At 61.8% G+C, this 16,242-nt stretch carries 15 protein-coding genes; 4 read left to right on the top strand and 11 right to left on the bottom strand.

Annotated features, from left to right (window positions below):
* Positions 1–14: 14 nt before the first annotated feature.
* The 6 genes from ACW9IN_RS20975 to gcl form a co-directional block, all read right to left on the bottom strand.
* On the bottom strand, positions 15–890 hold the full coding sequence (locus ACW9IN_RS20975; RefSeq protein ID WP_457367608.1) for an urea transporter: 876 nt from the start codon (positions 888–890) through the stop codon (positions 15–17).
* Positions 891–1,009: 119 nt separating this feature from the next.
* Positions 1,010–2,425: a pyruvate kinase gene (gene pyk / locus ACW9IN_RS20970; RefSeq protein WP_457367607.1), complete on the bottom strand. Its 1,416-nt coding sequence runs from the start codon at positions 2,423–2,425 to the stop codon at positions 1,010–1,012.
* Positions 2,415–3,695 carry a glycerate kinase type-2 family protein gene (locus ACW9IN_RS20965; protein ID WP_457367606.1) on the bottom strand — a complete coding sequence of 427 codons (1,281 nt, stop codon included), beginning with the start codon at positions 3,693–3,695 and terminating at the stop codon, positions 2,415–2,417. The genes pyk and ACW9IN_RS20965 overlap by 11 nt, the downstream gene beginning before the upstream one ends.
* Before the next feature lie 110 nt (positions 3,696–3,805).
* The gene (locus ACW9IN_RS20960; protein ID WP_457367605.1) at positions 3,806–4,696 is read right to left on the bottom strand and encodes a 2-hydroxy-3-oxopropionate reductase; all 891 of its coding nucleotides are present in this window, start codon (positions 4,694–4,696) and stop codon (positions 3,806–3,808) included.
* A gap of 176 nt (positions 4,697–4,872) precedes the next feature.
* Positions 4,873–5,655, bottom strand: coding sequence for a hydroxypyruvate isomerase (gene hyi / locus ACW9IN_RS20955; protein ID WP_457367604.1), 783 nt, complete (start codon positions 5,653–5,655; stop codon positions 4,873–4,875).
* A 10-nt stretch (positions 5,656–5,665) separates the two neighbouring features.
* A complete protein-coding gene (gene gcl / locus ACW9IN_RS20950; protein ID WP_457367603.1) occupies positions 5,666–7,441 on the bottom strand; it encodes a glyoxylate carboligase in 1,776 nt (591 codons plus the stop codon).
* 256 nt (positions 7,442–7,697) lie between these two features.
* Here gcl and ACW9IN_RS20945 point away from each other — a divergent pair, with 256 nt between their 5' ends.
* Positions 7,698–8,138, top strand: a complete 441-nt coding sequence (locus tag ACW9IN_RS20945) for a GlcG/HbpS family heme-binding protein (RefSeq protein WP_457367602.1) — start codon at positions 7,698–7,700, stop codon at positions 8,136–8,138.
* A gap of 119 nt (positions 8,139–8,257) precedes the next feature.
* Here ACW9IN_RS20945 and ACW9IN_RS20940 read toward each other — a convergent pair whose 3' ends face one another.
* Both ACW9IN_RS20940 and ACW9IN_RS20935 read right to left on the bottom strand, forming a co-directional pair.
* Entirely contained in the window at positions 8,258–8,716 is a 459-nt protein-coding gene (locus ACW9IN_RS20940) for an REP-associated tyrosine transposase (protein ID WP_457367601.1), read from the bottom strand.
* 206 nt (positions 8,717–8,922) lie between these two features.
* Positions 8,923–9,528 (bottom strand): TetR/AcrR family transcriptional regulator, encoded by a 606-nt coding sequence (locus tag ACW9IN_RS20935; protein WP_457367600.1) that lies wholly within the window; start codon positions 9,526–9,528, stop codon positions 8,923–8,925.
* A 134-nt stretch (positions 9,529–9,662) separates the two neighbouring features.
* Between ACW9IN_RS20935 and ACW9IN_RS20930 the strand changes: the two genes are divergently transcribed.
* Positions 9,663–10,577, top strand: a complete 915-nt coding sequence (locus ACW9IN_RS20930; RefSeq protein WP_457367599.1) for a DUF808 domain-containing protein — start codon at positions 9,663–9,665, stop codon at positions 10,575–10,577.
* 54 nt (positions 10,578–10,631) lie between these two features.
* Here the strand turns inward: ACW9IN_RS20930 and ACW9IN_RS20925 are convergent, their stop codons facing one another.
* Both ACW9IN_RS20925 and ACW9IN_RS20920 read right to left on the bottom strand, forming a co-directional pair.
* Positions 10,632–11,420 carry an MlaA family lipoprotein gene (locus tag ACW9IN_RS20925; protein ID WP_457367598.1) on the bottom strand — a complete coding sequence of 263 codons (789 nt, stop codon included), beginning with the start codon at positions 11,418–11,420 and terminating at the stop codon, positions 10,632–10,634.
* The gene (locus ACW9IN_RS20920) at positions 11,413–12,711 is read right to left on the bottom strand and encodes a serine/threonine protein kinase (protein WP_457367597.1); all 1,299 of its coding nucleotides are present in this window, start codon (positions 12,709–12,711) and stop codon (positions 11,413–11,415) included. Before ACW9IN_RS20920 ends, ACW9IN_RS20925 begins: the two co-directional genes overlap by 8 nt.
* A 235-nt stretch (positions 12,712–12,946) precedes the next feature.
* On the opposite strand from ACW9IN_RS20920, the gene ACW9IN_RS20915 reads away from it, so the two are divergent.
* Positions 12,947–13,315, top strand: coding sequence for a hypothetical protein (locus ACW9IN_RS20915; RefSeq protein WP_457367596.1), 369 nt, complete (start codon positions 12,947–12,949; stop codon positions 13,313–13,315).
* Positions 13,316–13,428: 113 nt separating this feature from the next.
* Here ACW9IN_RS20915 and ACW9IN_RS20910 read toward each other — a convergent pair whose 3' ends face one another.
* The gene (locus tag ACW9IN_RS20910; RefSeq protein WP_457367595.1) at positions 13,429–14,982 is read right to left on the bottom strand and encodes a glycoside hydrolase family 17 protein; all 1,554 of its coding nucleotides are present in this window, start codon (positions 14,980–14,982) and stop codon (positions 13,429–13,431) included.
* 332 nt (positions 14,983–15,314) lie between these two features.
* On the opposite strand from ACW9IN_RS20910, the gene ACW9IN_RS20905 reads away from it, so the two are divergent.
* Positions 15,315–16,166, top strand: coding sequence for a glycine betaine ABC transporter substrate-binding protein (locus ACW9IN_RS20905; protein WP_457367594.1), 852 nt, complete (start codon positions 15,315–15,317; stop codon positions 16,164–16,166).
* Positions 16,167–16,242: the final 76 nt, after the last annotated feature.

Below are 16,242 nucleotides of genomic sequence, written 5' to 3'. Positions count from 1 at the left end.
AATTTCGAGCAAGCCTAGGGGGATTCGAAGGGGCTGTCCATGTGGGGTTTGCGCAGCACCCGCGCGCCTGCGCGCAACAGCCAGCAGGCGAGGATGAACGGCGCGGTCAGCGCAGGCAGGTGCAGGGCGGCAAAGCCTGGGGTGAGAAGGATTGCCAGCAGAATACCCGGCAAGGGCAACCAGGGCTGGCGACGTGACTGGCTCAACGCCAGGGCTGCGAGTGCCGGGTTGTAGCTGTGCAGGCCGAGCAGTGCGCTGGCAGGTTCGTCCAGCCACAGGGCGACCAGCACGCCAACACTTGCACCGACCAACGCCCACAAGGCGGCTCGGCGATTGGCCAGGAACAGGCCGAATGCAATCAGGGCGCCGGCCAAGGGTTGGTCCAGCAACATGACTTGCGCAAGCCCGGTGAAGGGCGCGGCAACCACCGCCAGGACGTCTGGTTCGGCGAGGGCAAATGCGCTGGGCGCGGCGGGCCCCAGCAACAGCCAGCCTAGCCCGACAAAGGGCGCGGTGTAGGCAGGCAGGTCATCCGGCTGGGCCGCATGCTTCAGCCATTGCCGCGTCAGCATCGCCGAAAGCCCGCCACACGCCAGGATCAACGGCGGCAACAGTGCCGACCAGGCGAAGTGCTGACTGATCAGCAAACCCAGCAACACCCCGTTGTAGCTGTACAGTCCCGACTGACGCTCGGCCTTGGGATAACCCCGGCGCTGGGCCGTGAGCAAGCCCGCCACGCCGCCGAGCAACGCACCGCCGAGCAACGCCGGTGCGCCGATCAGAATGGCCAGCAGGCACAGCAGGCCACACAACGGCTGGCGCTGGAGGAAGATCTGACTGAAGCCGTTGAGCAGGGCTTCGGCCCAGTCGGGGCAGGTTGGATTGTGCATTTGGGTTAGTCAGGTAGACCGAGTTGCCCTTATCGCAGGCAAGCCCGCTCCCACCTTTTGATGCGTGAATACCGTCAAATGTGGGAGCGGGCTTGCCCGCGAAGAGGCCCGAACAGACGCTAGATCAACGTCTCGATACGCAGCGAATTGGTCGACCCCGGCTGCCCGAACGGCACCCCGGCGGTAATCACCAACGTATCCCCACGCTCCGCCATGCCTTGGGCCTGGGCGATTTCCAGTGCGGTGGAACACACTTCATCCACCTGGCGCAGTCGGTCGTTGACCACCGAGTGCACGCCCCACGCCACGCTCAAGCGCCGCGCCGTGGACAGGTTCGGCGTGAGGTTGAGGATCGGGGCCACAGGCCGTTCGCGCGCGGCGCGCAGGCTGGAGCTGCCCGATTCGCTGTAGTTCACCAGCACCGCCACCGGCAGGATGCTGCTGATGCGGCGGATCGCACAGCTGATGGCGTCCGACACCGTGGCCTCGGCCTTGGGGCGGCTGACGTCGAGCTGCGTCTGGTAGTCCGGGCCGTTTTCCACCTGGCGGATGATCTTGCTCATCATCTGCACGGCTTCCAGCGGGTACTCGCCCGAAGCGGTTTCCGCCGACAGCATCACCGCATCCGCGCCTTCAGCCACCGCATTGGCCACATCCGTGACCTCGGCGCGGGTCGGCGCCGGCGAGAAGCGCATGGACTCGAGCATCTGCGTCGCCACCACCACCGGTTTGCCCAGTTGGCGGCAGGTGCCGATGATGTCTTTCTGGATTTGCGGCACGCTTTCCGCCGGCACCTCTACACCCAGATCCCCTCTGGCCACCATGATCGCGTCGCTCAGTTCGGCGATTTCCTGCAGGCGCTGCACCGCCGAGGGTTTTTCGATCTTGGCCATCAGGAACGCCCGGTCCCCGATCAGGCTACGGGCCTCGCGGATGTCTTCCGGGCGTTGCACGAACGACAGTGCCACCCAATCCACGCCCAGTTCCAGACCGAAGCTCAAGTCGCGCCGGTCCTTGGCGGTCAGTGGGCTCAGTTCCAGCAGCGCTTGTGGGACGTTCACGCCTTTGCGATCAGACAGTTCGCCGCCATTGAGCACTGTGGTGTCGATGGCATCGGCGTGTTTGGTGATGACCCGCAGGCGCAGCTTGCCGTCGTCCAGCAGCAAATCCATGCCCGGTTGCAGCGCCGCGATGATTTCCGGGTGGGGCAGGTTGACCCGGCACTGATCGCCCGGCGTCGCGTCCAGGTCCAGGCGCAGCGCCTGGCCGCGCACCAGTTGCACCTTGCCTTCGCCGAACCGTCCGATCCGCAGCTTGGGCCCTTGCAGGTCCATGAGGATACCCAGCGGGTAATTCAGCTCGCGCTCCACCTGGCGGATCCACTGATAGCGCTGCGCATGGTCGGCGTGGTCGCCATGGCTGAAGTTGAGGCGAAAGATGTTCACCCCGGCCTCCACCAGCTCGCGAATGTCATCGATACCGTCGGTGGCCGGGCCCAGGGTGGCGAGGATTTTGACCTTCTTGTCAGGCGTCATGGGAGGAACTCTCGAGGATCAGAATGGCGCGGAAGTCATTGACGTTGGTACGGGTCGGTTCGGTGATGATCAAACCGTCGAGGGCGGCGAAGTAGCCGTAGCCGTTGTTGTTATCCAGCTCGTCACTGGCCGACAGGCCCAGGGCTTCGGCACGGCGGTAGCTGCACGGGGTCATGATGGCGCCGGCGTTGTCTTCGGAGCCGTCGATGCCGTCGGTGTCACCGGCCAGGGCGTACACGCCGGGCAGGCCCTTGAGGCTGTCGGTGAGGCTCAGCAGGAATTCGGCATTGCGCCCGCCACGGCCATCGCCGCGTACGGTCACGGTGGTTTCGCCGCCGGAAAGGATCACGCACGGTGCGGCCAACGGTTGACCGTGCTGCACGATTTGCCGGGCGATGCCGGCGTGTACCTTGGCCACGTCCCGTGCTTCGCCTTCCAGGTCGCCGAGAATCAGCGGGCTGAACCCGGCCTGGCGGACTTTGACCGCTACCGCTTCTAGGGACTGCTGGGGGCGGGCGATCAATTGGAAGTGGCTGCGGGCAAGCACCGGGTCGCCGGGTTTGACGGTCTCCGACGCCGGGTTCTGCAACCAGTTGCGCATCGAGGCGGGCGCGTCGATGTGGTAGCGCTTGAGAATCGCCAGCGCCTGTTGCGAGGTGCTGGGGTCGCCGACGGTGGGACCGGAGGCAATCACCGTGGCCTGGTCGCCCGGTACGTCGGAAATCGCGTAGGTGTAGACCGTGGCGGGCCATGCGGCTTTCGCCAATCGACCGCCTTTGATGGCCGAGAGGTGCTTGCGCACGCAATTCATCTCGCCAATGGTGGCGCCGGATTTGAGCAGGGCTTTGTTGATGGCCTGCTTGTCGGCCAGGGTGATGCCTGCGGCGGGCAGGGCCAGCAAGGCCGAGCCGCCGCCGGAGAGCAGGAAGATCACGCGGTCGTCTTCGCTGAGGTTGCTGATCAGTTCCAGCACGCGCTGGGCCACGGCCAGGCCGGCGGCGTCGGGCACGGGGTGGGCGGCTTCGACCACTTCGATTTTCTTGCATGGCGCGCCGTGGCCGTAGCGGGTGACAACCAGACCGGTGACTTCGCCCTGCCAGCAGTTCTCCACCACCAGCGCCATGGCGGCGGCAGCCTTGCCGGCGCCGATCACGATCACACGGCCGCTACGGTCGGCGGGCAGGTAGGGTTCAAGGACTTGCCGGGGGTGGGCAGCGTCGATGGCTGTGGCAAACAGCTCGCGAAGCAGGTGTTGCGGATCGACCGACATAAGCGGGCTCCCGGAGGATTCTTGTTATTAGGGGTGAGACTTGGAACAGGGACCAAAATGTGGGAGCAGGCAAGCCAGCTCCCACACTGGATTGCATTTCAAGTGAGAACTTACTTCTCGCGAATCGAGAAGTTCGCCATATGCTCCAGCCCCTTGATCAGCGCCGAGTGGTCCCAGTTGCCGCCACCCAGCGCGTTGCAGGTGCTGAAGACTTGCTGGGTGCCGGCGGTGTTCGGCAGGTTGATCCCCAGTTCCTTGGCCCCGGCCAGTGCCAGGTTGAGGTCTTTCTGGTGCAGGTTGATGCGGAAGCCCGGGTCGAAGGTGCCCTTGATCATGCGCTCGCCGTGCACTTCGAGGATCTTCGAGGAGGCAAAACCGCCCATCAGCGCTTCACGCACCTTGGCCGGGTCGGCGCCGTTTTTCGACGCGAACAGCAGCGCTTCGGCCACCGCCTGGATGTTCAGCGCCACGATGATCTGGTTGGCCACCTTGGCGGTCTGGCCATCGCCATTGCTGCCGACCAGAGTGATGTTCTTGCCCATGCTCTGGAACAACGGCAGTGCGCGCTCGAAGGTCTGCGGCTCGCCGCCGACCATGATGCTCAGGGTGCCGGCCTTGGCGCCGACTTCGCCGCCGGACACCGGTGCGTCCAGGTACTGCGCGCCGGTCTCGTTGATTTTCGCGGCGAACGCCTTGGTGGCGGTGGGCGAGATCGAGCTCATGTCGATCACCACTTTGTTCGGCGACAGGCCTGCCGCCACGCCGTCCTTGCGGAACAGCACTTCATCGACCTGCGGCGTGTCGGGCACCATCACGATGATGAATTCGGCTTCCTGGGCAACCTGCTGGGGGTTGGCCAGGGCCACGGCACCGGCGTCGATCAACGCCTGTGGCGCCTTGCTGTGGTGTTCGGACAGAAACAGTTGATGACCTGCCTTTTGCAGGTTCGCAGCCATGGGTTCGCCCATGATGCCGGTGCCGATGAATCCGACTTTAGCCATGATCAAAATCCTCTTGTTATTGGATGGGCAGGCCTGACTCGGGCCTGCCAAGACACAGAAGATCTACTGTGGGAGCTGGCTTGCCTGCGATTACGGTGTTCAGGCAATCCATCTGTAACCGAAGGACCGCTATCGCAGGCAAGCCAGCTCCCACATTTAGTTCTGTGTTTGTTCTGTCAGATTGCGTTATGGGTTTTAAGCCAGCCCAAACCCGCCTCGGTGGTGGTCAACGGCTTGTATTCGCAGCCGACCCAGCCCGTATAGCCGATGCGGTCCAGGTGTTCGAACAGGAAGCGGTAGTTGATCTCACCGGTGCCCGGCTCGTTGCGCCCGGGGTTGTCCGCCAGCTGGATGTGGTTGATGTCATCCAGGTGCGTGGCCATGGTGCGGGCCAGGTCGCCTTCCATGATTTGCATGTGATAGATGTCGTATTGCAGGAACAGGTTGGCGCTGCCCACCTGCTCGCGAATCGACAGGGCTTGCGCGGTGTTGTTCAGGTAGAAGCCCGGGATGTCGCGGGTGTTGATCATCTCCATCACCAGCTTGATGCCCGCCGCTTGCAGTTTTTCGGCGGCGTACTGGAGGTTGGCGACGAAGGTCTTTTCAACGGTCGCGTCGTCCACGCCTTGGGGCCGAATACCCGCCAGGCAGTTGACCTGGGTATTGCCCAGTACCTGGGCGTAGGCGATGGCCAGCTTGACCCCGGCGCGGAATTCCTCGACCCGGTCCGGGTGGCAGGCCAGGCCGCGCTCGCCCTTGGCCCAGTCGCCGGCCGGCAGGTTGAACAGCACCTGTGTCAGACCGTGGGCGTCGAGTTGTGCCTTGATTTCGGCGGAGCTGAATTCATAGGGGAACAGGTACTCGACGCCTTGGAAGCCCGCGTCGGCGGCCGCTTTGAAGCGAGCAAGGAAGTCCTGTTCGGTAAACAGCATGGACAGGTTGGCGGCAAAACGCGGCATAGGGTTCTCCTTAATCGAGCAGGGAAATGGCGGTCGGTGCGTCGTTGCCGACCAGGGCCAGATCTTCGAATTCGTTGACGGCGTTGATCTCGGTGCCCATGGAAATATTGGTCACGCGCTCCAGAATAATCTCAACGATCACCGGAACCTTGAATTCTTCGATCATTTCCTCGGCGCGGCGCAGGGCCGGCGCGATCTGGCCTGGCTCGAACACGCGCAGGGCCTTGCACCCCAGACCTTCGGCGACGGCGATGTGGTCCACGCCATAACCATTGAGTTCCGGCGCATTGAGGTTGTCGAAAGACAGCTGCACGCAGTAGTCCATTTCAAACCCGCGCTGGGCCTGGCGGATCAGGCCCAGGTAGGAGTTGTTCACCACCACGTGGATGTACGGCAGCTTGAACTGCGCACCCACGGCCAGCTCTTCGATCATGAACTGGAAGTCATAGTCGCCGGACAATGCCACCACCTTGCGGCTCGGGTCGGCCTTGACCACACCGAGCGCGGCGGGAATGGTCCAGCCCAACGGACCGGCCTGGCCGCAGTTGATCCAGTGGCGTGGCTTGTAGACGTGCAGAAATTGCGCGCCGGCGATCTGCGACAGACCGATGGTGCTGACGTAGCAGGTGTCTTTGCCGAACACCTGGTTCATTTCTTCGTACACCCGCTGAGGCTTGACCGGCACTGCATCAAAGTGGGTCTTGCGCTGCAGGGTGGCTTTACGTTGCTGGCAATCACTGAGCCAGGCGCTGCGATCCTTGAGCTTGCCGGCGGCTTTCCACTCGCGAGCGACTTCAATGAACATCGTCAGCGCCGAGCCGGCGTCGGAGACGATGCCCAGGTCCGGCGTGAACACGCGGCCAATCTGCGTCGGCTCGATGTCGACGTGAATGAACTTGCGCCCTTCGGTGTAGACGTCGACCGAGCCGGTGTGACGGTTGGCCCACCGGTTGCCGACACCCAGCACCACATCGGATTTGAGCAGGGTGGCGTTGCCATAACGGTGCGAGGTCTGCAGGCCGACCATGCCCACCATCAACGGGTGGTCATCGGGGATGGTGCCCCAGCCCATCAGGGTCGGGATGACCGGGATGCCGGTGAGTTCAGCAAACTCAACGAGCAGTTCGCTGGCACCGGCGTTGATCACGCCGCCGCCGCTCACCAACAACGGACGTTCGGCCTGGTCGAGCAGGGCCAGGGCTTTCTCCACTTGCACACGGGTCGCCAGCGGCTTGGCCAGGGGCAGTGGCTGGTAGGCGTCGATGTCGAATTCGATCTCGGCCATCTGCACGTCGAACGGCAGGTCGATCAGCACCGGGCCCGGGCGGCCGGAGCGCATTTCATAAAAGGCTTTCTGGAAGGCGTAGGGCACCTGGCCGGGTTCCAGGACGGTGGTTGCCCACTTGGTCACCGGTTTGACGATGCTGGTGATGTCGACAGCCTGGAAGTCTTCTTTGTGCATGCGGGCACGCGGCGCTTGGCCGGTGATGCACAGGATCGGGATCGAATCCGCCGAGGCGCTGTACAGGCCGGTGACCATGTCGGTGCCTGCCGGGCCCGACGTGCCGATGCACACGCCAATGTTGCCGGCCTTGGTGCGGGTGTAGCCCTCGGCCATATGGGAGGCGCCTTCAACATGGCGAGCAAGGACGTGATCGATGCCACCCACCTTCTGCAAGGCCGAATACAGCGGGTTGATCGCGGCGCCCGGGATACCGAAGGCGGTGTCCACGCCTTCACGGCGCATCACCAGAACGGCGGCTTCGATTGCTCTCATTTTGCTCATGATTTTGGTGCCTCTTGCGTTTTGTAATTGTATACAAGTGGTGATGGTTCGAAGTGTATTCACGGCGAGCTGCGCAGGTCAATTCATTTTATTCGTTGATCCTGATGCTCGTCGGATGGCATTTTTTCGACGTATGGAGGGTTTGTGTAAAAATATTGTATACAAAAATAAATTTCATTGTGTTCTATTTGTTTGATCGAGCATCTGATCAAACAGACCTCCACCGCTTTCCCAATAACAAAAGAAGGACGGCACCATGAGCGCTTTAACCTTGAAAATTGCTACCCAGTTGGCGAGTCAGGCCCTGACCGCGGGCCGCGCCATTTCGGCTGCGCCGCTGACCATCGCGGTACTCGACAGCGGTGGCCACCTGGTGACCTTGCAGCGCGAAGACGGCTCGAGCCTGCTGCGCCCGCAGATCGCCATCGGCAAAGCCTGGGGCGCGATTGCCATGGGCAAGGGCTCGCGCTTGCTGGCACTCGACGCGCAGCAACGGCCAGCGTTTATCGCGGCGTTGAACAGCTTGGGGCAGGGCAGTGTGGTGCCGGCGCCGGGCGGGGTGTTGATCCGCGATCAGTTGGGGGCAGTGCTGGGTGCGATCGGCATCAGCGGGGATACGTCGGACATCGACGAGCAGTGTGCGATTACGGCGATCGAGGGGGTGGGGTTGATGGCGGATGCGGGGGTATCGGCCTGAGTCTCCTGTGACTGGAAAGGCCTCTTCGCAGGCAAGCCAGCTCCCACATTGGCCAGTGTGAACTCCAACAATCTCTGTGGGAGCTGGCTTGCCTGCGATGGCGACGACTCGGTCTCAAGTCAAAGCCAAATGGCATCCCACAGCGGATAATCGCCATATCGTTTTACCAATCCAGCTCTTAGGGGATTGGCCACGATATACCGGGCGATCCCTTCAAGGCTTTCTTCACGGCGCAGCGCATGGTCGTGAAAGCCGGGTTGCCAGAGTCGACCTTGGCGCCCGGCGACGGCATTCACCGCGCGAGTACTTTTGGACTTCACTTGGCGCATCAAATCGGCAAGTGACCCTTTGTCCAACGAGATGAGCCAATGGAAGTGATCGGGCATGACGACCCAGGCCAGGGAGGTCGCCAGACCTTGGTTTTGGGCAATCCGGAATTGTTGAACCACCAACCGGCCCAGCGTGAAGTCTTGAAAAACAGGTTCGCGATTCAGGGTGTTGGTCGTCAATGAATAGATGCGCTTGGGCTCGTCATGGCGGCCAATGCGCAGGCGCTTTGAAGCAGGGAGATCAGGCATTCCATGGCCTCTCTTCAGTGGGGGTTCTAAGAGGCTAGATATCAGTAGCCAAGCTTGGCGGGCAGGCTTTTGGCAGGATGTGTCCGGGAGAACGCTATCGCGGGCAAGCCCGCTCCCACAGTGGGCCTTGCGGTGTTTATACAATTTGTGTGCGACGCAGAACAATGTGGGAGCTGGCTTGCCTGCGATAGCCGCACCTCGGTCTTTCAGTCCGGCTCACACCCCTTGAGCACCAACCGAATTATCGTCTGCGCCGCCGCTTCATAATCCGCCTCGTCCAGCCTGGCCTTGCCGGTCACCGCCGTAATCTGCCAGTCGAAGTCCGCATAGGTCTGCGTGGCCGCCCAGATGCTGAACATCAGGTGGTTGGGATCGATGGCGGCGATCAGGCCGCGATCGACCCAGCTTTGGATGCAGTCGATGTTGTGCTTGGCCTGGGCGTTGAGTTGTTCGACCTGGTCAGCGCTGAGGTGCGGCGCGCCGTGCATGATTTCGCTGGCGAAGACCTTGGAGGCGAACGGCAGGTCGCGGGAGATGCGGATTTTCGAACGGATGTAGTTGCTCAATACTTCCTTGGGATCGCCGTCGGGGTTGAACGGCGTGGAGGCGGCCAGGATCGGCTCGATGATGCTCTCGAGCACCTCGCGGTAGAGGTTGTCCTTGGACTTGAAGTAGTAATAGACGTTGGGCTTGGGCAGCCCGGCCTTGGCCGCGATGTCGCTGGTTTTGGTCGCGGCGAAGCCCTTGTCGGCAAACTCCTCGCTGGCCGCCCGCAGGATCATTTGTTTGTTGCGCTCGCGAATGGTGCTCATAAACCCAGTGTTTCCTTGCCAGGACTGGCGGTCGAGCATGGTAGCACCGGCCATCCGCAAGCCTCAACAATGTGGCCGCAGCGCTTTGCGCCGCGCTATGCTCGATTCATCCCCCTCTTATGGAAGAACGATTCATGGCAGGTAGCAGCTTGTTGGTATTGATCGACGATATCGCCGCAGTACTCGATGACGTTGCCCTGATGACCAAGATGGCGGCCAAGAAAACGGCCGGCGTGCTGGGCGATGACCTGGCGCTGAATGCGCAACAGGTCAGTGGCGTGCGCGCAGAACGGGAAATTCCCGTGGTATGGGCCGTGGCGAAGGGCTCTTTCGTCAACAAGTTGATCCTGGTACCGGCGGCGCTATTGATCAGCGCGTTCGCGCCCTGGGCCGTGACACCGCTGTTGATGCTCGGCGGCGCGTACCTGTGTTTCGAAGGGTTCGAAAAGCTGGCGCATAAATTCCTGCACCGTCAGGACGAGGACCAGGCCGAGCATGCACAGTTGGTCGAAGCCGTCGCCGACCCGGCCATCGATCTGGTAACCTTTGAGAAAGACAAGATCAAAGGTGCGATCCGCACTGACTTCATTCTCTCCGCCGAAATCATCGCCATCACCCTGGGGACCGTGGCCGATGCGCCGCTCATGCAGCAGGTGATCGTCCTATCCGGTATCGCCATCGTCATGACCGTGGGCGTCTATGGTCTGGTGGCCGGCATCGTCAAACTGGACGACCTGGGCCTGTGGCTGACCCAGAAGCCTGGCCAGGCGGCGCGCAGCATCGGTGGGGCCATCCTGCGTGCAGCCCCGTACATGATGAAAAGCCTGTCGGTGATCGGCACGGCGGCGATGTTTCTGGTAGGCGGCGGGATTCTCACCCATGGCGTGCCGGTGGTGCATCACTGGATCGAGACGGTCAGCCAGAGTGCGGGCGGGGTGGCGTGGTTGGTGCCGGTATTGCTCAATGGTGTGGCGGGAGTTATTGCGGGGGCGGCGGTGTTGGCGTTGGTCAGTGTCGTCGGCAAGGTGTGGAACGCGTTGAAGACTTGAGGCGGGCGACAATTAAAAAAGGCCATTCAATCGAATGGCCTTTTTTGTGGGCGTTTACTCGGCAATCTGCAATTTACGTGATTCGGTATAGATGTAGCGCACCTTCTCGTACTCGAACGGCGAGTTCATCTGGCCGTAGCGGAAGCTGGTCTGGTAGCGCTTGTCCACCGCGCGCAGGGCCCAGACTTCCGGATGGTTGGAGCTGACTTCCGCGACGTTGAGGAAGTTGATCTGGTTTTCGGCGCCGTAGTCGACGATCAGGCCAGTGGTGTCGCGCAGGTTCGAGGGGCCGAAGATCGGCAGTACCAGGTAGGCACCACCGGGGACGCCGTAGAAGCCCAGGGTCTGGCCGAAGTCTTCGCTCTGGCGTGGCAGGCCCATGGCGGTGGCCGGGTCCCACAGGCCGGCGATGCCGATGGTGGTGTTGAGCAGCAGGCGCCCGGTGGTTTCAAGGGAGCGGTGGCCCTTGAGTTGCAGCAGGCTGTTCAACAGGTTGGGCACGTCGCCGAGGTTGTTGAAGAAGTTGCTCACGCCGGTACGCAGGAAGCTTGGCGTGACGTAACGGTAACCGTCGACCACCGGCAGGAACACCCATTGGTCGAAGCGATAGTTGAAGTGGTAGACGCGGCGGTTCCACGATTCCAGCGGGTCGTACACGTTCAGTGCGGTGAGCGAGGATCGCTCGAACTCACGCTGGTCCAGCCCCGGGTTGAATTTGAGTTTGCTCAGTGGCTCCTTGAAGCCATCGGCATCGACCTGGACCGGATCATGGGCCTTGCTGTTGTCGGCGTTGGCCACGCCTGCGCAGAGGAGCGCGGCGAGCAGCAGAAGATATTTAGCCACGGAAGAACTCCAGCATGGCGTCGGCGTTGACGCGGTAATTGAGGTTGCCGCAGTGGCCGCCCAACGGGTAGACGGTCAAGCGATCGCCGAAGGTTTTACGCAGGAAACCCAGGTCGCCAGGGCCGAGGATCACGTCGTCGGCGTTGTGCATGACGGCGATTTTCGGGCTGTCGCGCAGGTAGTCCTTGAGGGCGTACAGGCTGACCTGGTCCACCAGTTGCAACAGGCTGCCGCCGTCGGAGCGTGCCCGCCACATCGGGATCACCTGCTCGGTGAGGTAGCAGTCGAAGTCGCACTGCAGCGCACGTTTGAGGAACGGTGTGAGGCTGGTGCTTTCGGTGATCGGGTATTTCGGCGGGATGATCAGGCCACGACGGTTGATCAGGTCCGAGGTGAAGGCGATATCGGCCGCCGAGAAGCGAAACGAGGTGCCGATCAGCATGGCCATCTGTTCGTTGGACAGGTGCTGCTTGGACTGCTGGAAGTCATAGAGCAGGGCGTCGTTGAGGTCGATGTAGCCTTTTTGCTGGAAGTAGCGGGTCAGTTTGTTCAACACCAGCTCATAGAAAGTGGTGGTGTTGTTGATGCCTTTGACCTCGGTCTGTACCAGCTTGTCGAGGTTGGTGATCGAGGTGTAGAGGTTGACCGGCGGGTTCAGCAACAGCACTTTCTTGAAGTTGAAGCTGCGGCGGGTCTCGTCCAGTTTGCTGACGAATGCCGCGTCCAGGCCGCCCAGGCTGTAGCCGGTGAGGTAGAAGTCGGTGATCGGCAACGAGGCGTTCTGCGCGCGCACCGCTTGCATCACGCGGTACATGTCTTCGGCGTCTTCCTGGGTGATGCCCGGGGTGGCGAAGCGTGACGCGGCGCTGATGAAGTCGAAACTGGTCGGCGAGGACAGCTGCACCACGTGGTAGCCGGCCTGGTAATACAGCTTTTTCAGGTATTCGTTGATGCTGCTGTCGAACCGCGCGCCGGTGCCCGCGATCAGGAAGATCAGCGGTGCGGCGTGGTCCTGTTTGGCGATTCGGTAGGTGAGTTTTTTCACCGCCCAGAAGTTGTCCGGTAGGCTGAATTCACGCTCGGGGCGCATCGTCAGGGTGTAGTCGGACTGATTGATGTCGTCATCGCTCGGCAGCTTGGGCCGAAGGTCGGGCGGGGTGGTGGCGATGGTCGCTTCGAACGGGTTGGTCAGCGGGAAGCCATAGCTGGCTTGGTCGATGTCGACGGCCAGTGCTGACGCACTCAGAAATAGGCTGCCCAACAGGGCGGCACAGCGCAAGGAACGGAGCATGACTTAATCCCCAGGGGAAACGTGCTGAATGAAGTTCGCAGGCTATGACCGTCGCGTTATCGCCGAAGTGCCATCACTCGGCACGAAAAGTCGGAAAATAACGTCGGAATCGGGGTAATAGTAGCCAGACGATACACTTTGCCATGCTTTGATGAACACTAATTGTGTGTATGCGCCTTGCCAACGGCCGCCGGGGCATTAAGCTGAGCGCCGTTTTTGCCTATCGGAGTTCCCCATGTCCCGTCGTTTGCCGCTGATTCTGCTGCTGATTGCCCTGCCGCTCTGGCTGGCTGCCAGTTATGGTGCGCGCTATGGCTTTATGGAGGATGGCCGTTGGGTGGGTATCTGCGCCGATGAAGCCAGCCGCTGGGAATGCCAGTTGCGCTCGAACCTGGGGCTGATGATTCACTTCAAGGTCATGGGCTGGGCGGCGCTGATCACGGCGGTGCTGGCGTTTTTCGTGCCGGGCCGCGCCGGATGGGGCTTGGCGGTGCTGGGGATGCTGTTCGGGCTGCCGGCGCTGGCGCTGTACAACACCAGTTTTGCGGTGTTTGCGGTGGTGATTGCGGGGTTGCGTTTGGTCAGGGAGCGTCGGGTGGCCTGATAGGGCCTTATCGCAGGCAAGCCAGCTCCCACACTTGACCGCATTCCAAAGGATGTACTCGGTCAAGTGTGGGAGCTGCGGTTCGACGCTTCGACTTGCCTGCGATAGCGGTTTTAAGCTGTGCGCACCCGCAAGCAACGCCACAACGCTGCAACCATCAGCACGCTGACGATCGCCCAGCCCCACGCCTGCTGGTTCCACAGCCCCTCACGGTACAACTGCGGTGCAATGCCCGCTCCGATGATGAAGGCCAGCAGAGCGATTTCCCGGCGCGGTCCAGTCACAGGACGCACCAGATACACAAGGGCCGGAAGCACCAGTGCTGCACTCGGGAAGCTGCGGTAGCGTGGGTCGAACACCAACGCCAGCATCATCACCGCGCCGGCAAAACCGGCAATTGCCACCAGCCAGCCTGCGTGTCGCTCCAGCCAATCGAACATCCGCTCACGCCAACCTTCGCGTGCGCTCAGGGCCAGTGCCGCATGGGCCAGCACCAGCACGTTCAATAGCACCAGCAGGCCTGCCCACAGCCATTCATCGTTGAAGCGTGCCGTCACGCGGGTCAGCTCGGCCCAGGTGCCAATCGAGCAAGCCGCCACCGCCCCCAGCAGCGGCAGGGCAATCGCGGCGCGGGTGCTGCGCACACGACCACCCAGCACCAGAGTGCCCAACAGGATAAGCCCACCCACGCCCAGCCACAGCGGCCAGTAGGGCACATTGGTCACGGGCCCTGCGAGGATGCCCTTGTCCTGGCGATCGGCATCGAACAGGCCCCAGTAGCCGCCGACGGCGCCTTCGCTGGCGCGTTTCCAGGGTTGGTCGAAGGCTTCGATCAGGTTGTAGCGCCAGCCATTGGCTTCGGCCATGGCCACGAAGCCGCGCATGAACCTGGCTTCGTTGACCCGGCTCGGCACCGCCGTTTCCCGCTGACGACCTTCGCTGGGCCAGCCGGTTTCACCGATCAGGATGTCCTTGGGGGCAAACTTGTTGCCGAAGGTCTGGCGCACATCGCCCACGTGCTTGAGGGCCTGATCGATACCGGAGGGATCATCCTCCCAGTAGGGCAGCAGGTGAATGGTGAGGAAGTCCACTGCCGGAGCGATTTCCGGGTGTTGTAGCCAGAATTCCCACACGTCCGCGTAGGTGACGGGTTGTTTGATCCGGCTTTTGACCTTGTGGATCAGCTTCACCAATTGGCTGGCGGTCACTTCCTTGCGCAGCAGGGCTTCGTTGCCGACGATCACCGAGGTCACCACATCCGGATTGGCGTTGGCCGAGGCAATCAGCTCGTCGATCTCCTTTTCGGTGGCCGCCGGGTCGCTGCTGACCCAGGCGCCGGCCATCACTTTGAGCCCATGCTTGCGCGCCATGTCCGGCAGGGCTTCCAGGCCGGTCATGGAGTAGGTGCGAATGCATTCGAAGCGGGTAGCCAGCAAGGCCAGGTCGGCGTCCATGCGCGCGGGGCGCAGGGCGAACGGCTGGTCGAACGGCGATTGGTCTTTGTCGAAAGGGGTGTAGGACGCGCATTGCATCTTGTGGCTGGCGCTGGCGACGTCCGGCAACACTACGGGCCGGCCGAGGCCGTACCAGTAACCGACGAGGGCCAGCAGGCCGAGGACAAAGGCGAGGAAATAGGGCAGGGCAGGGAAGCGGGCATTCGCAGGCATGGGCGACTAATCTGGAAGAGCAAAGGCGCGCATCTTACCCGGATTTGTCCGGTCCCAGTGGACCTGCATAATTTTGACATGCAAAGTTCGGGCGGGATTTTGACGCTATATCCTACAAAACGTCCTACTGGCGTTGTGATGTCGTTTCTTGCTTACCTGAGGTCGCAGGCAGAGCAGGTTCCAAGCCCCGTCAGGTTGATGATCAAAGGGTCAGCACTCCACTGATGCCTCAGCAGCCGGATCGATGCGCGTGAAGGGGGCGCGGTGCACCACATAACAACAGGTTGACGTCGCTCGGCATCCGCCGGGCGCAGCACTTTCGGGGAAGTACTATGAAGATGCGACGACTCTTGGGCGCAGCTGCCACTCTGGTAGTTGCGATGGGCTCCACACTGGCCAGCGCCGACAGCAAAACCCTGAGCATCGGTTACGTGGACGGTTGGTCCGACAGCGTGGCGACTACCCACGTGGCCGCCGAGGTAATCAAGGAAAAGCTCGGCTACGACGTGAAACTGCAAGCGGTGGCCACCGGGATCATGTGGCAGGGCGTTGCCACCGGCAAACTCGACGCCATGCTCTCTGCGTGGTTGCCGGTGACCCACGGTGAATACTGGGCCAAGAACAAGGACAAGGTGGTTGACTACGGCCCTAACTTCAAGGACGCGAAGATCGGCCTGATCGTGCCGGAGTACGTGAAAGCCAAGTCCATCGAAGACCTCAAGACCGACACCACCTTCAAGAACAAGATCGTCGGCATCGACGCCGGTTCGGGTGTGATGCTCAAGACCGATGAAGCCATCAAGCAGTACGGCCTCGACTGCAAACTGCAAGCCAGTTCGGGCGCGGCGATGATCGCCGAATTGACCCGCGCCGAAGACAAACAGGAATCCATTGCGGTGACCGGTTGGGTGCCGCACTGGATGTTCGCCAAATGGAAACTGCGTTTCCTCGACGATCCAAAAGGGGTTTATGGTGCTGCTGAAACCGTCAACAGCATCGGCAGCAAGGGCCTGGAGAAGAAAGCGCCGGAAGTCGCGGCCTTCCTGAAGAAATTCCAGTGGGCCTCCAAGGATGAAATCGGCGAAGTCATGCTGGCGATTCAAGAAGGCGCCAAGCCTGACGCCGCAGCCAAGGACTGGGTTGCCAAGCACCCTGAGCGTGTCGCCGAGTGGACCGGTAAATAACCGTTAATCTGTAGAAATTACGCCGCAGACCCAATGTGGGAGCGGGCTTGCCCGCGAAAGCAGTGTGCCAGTCGAT

The sequence above is a fragment of the Pseudomonas sp. SDO5271_S396 genome (assembly GCF_054071795.1).
The sequence above is the reverse complement of the archived record's forward strand: the minus strand, read 5'-3'. Positions and strand labels throughout refer to the sequence as shown.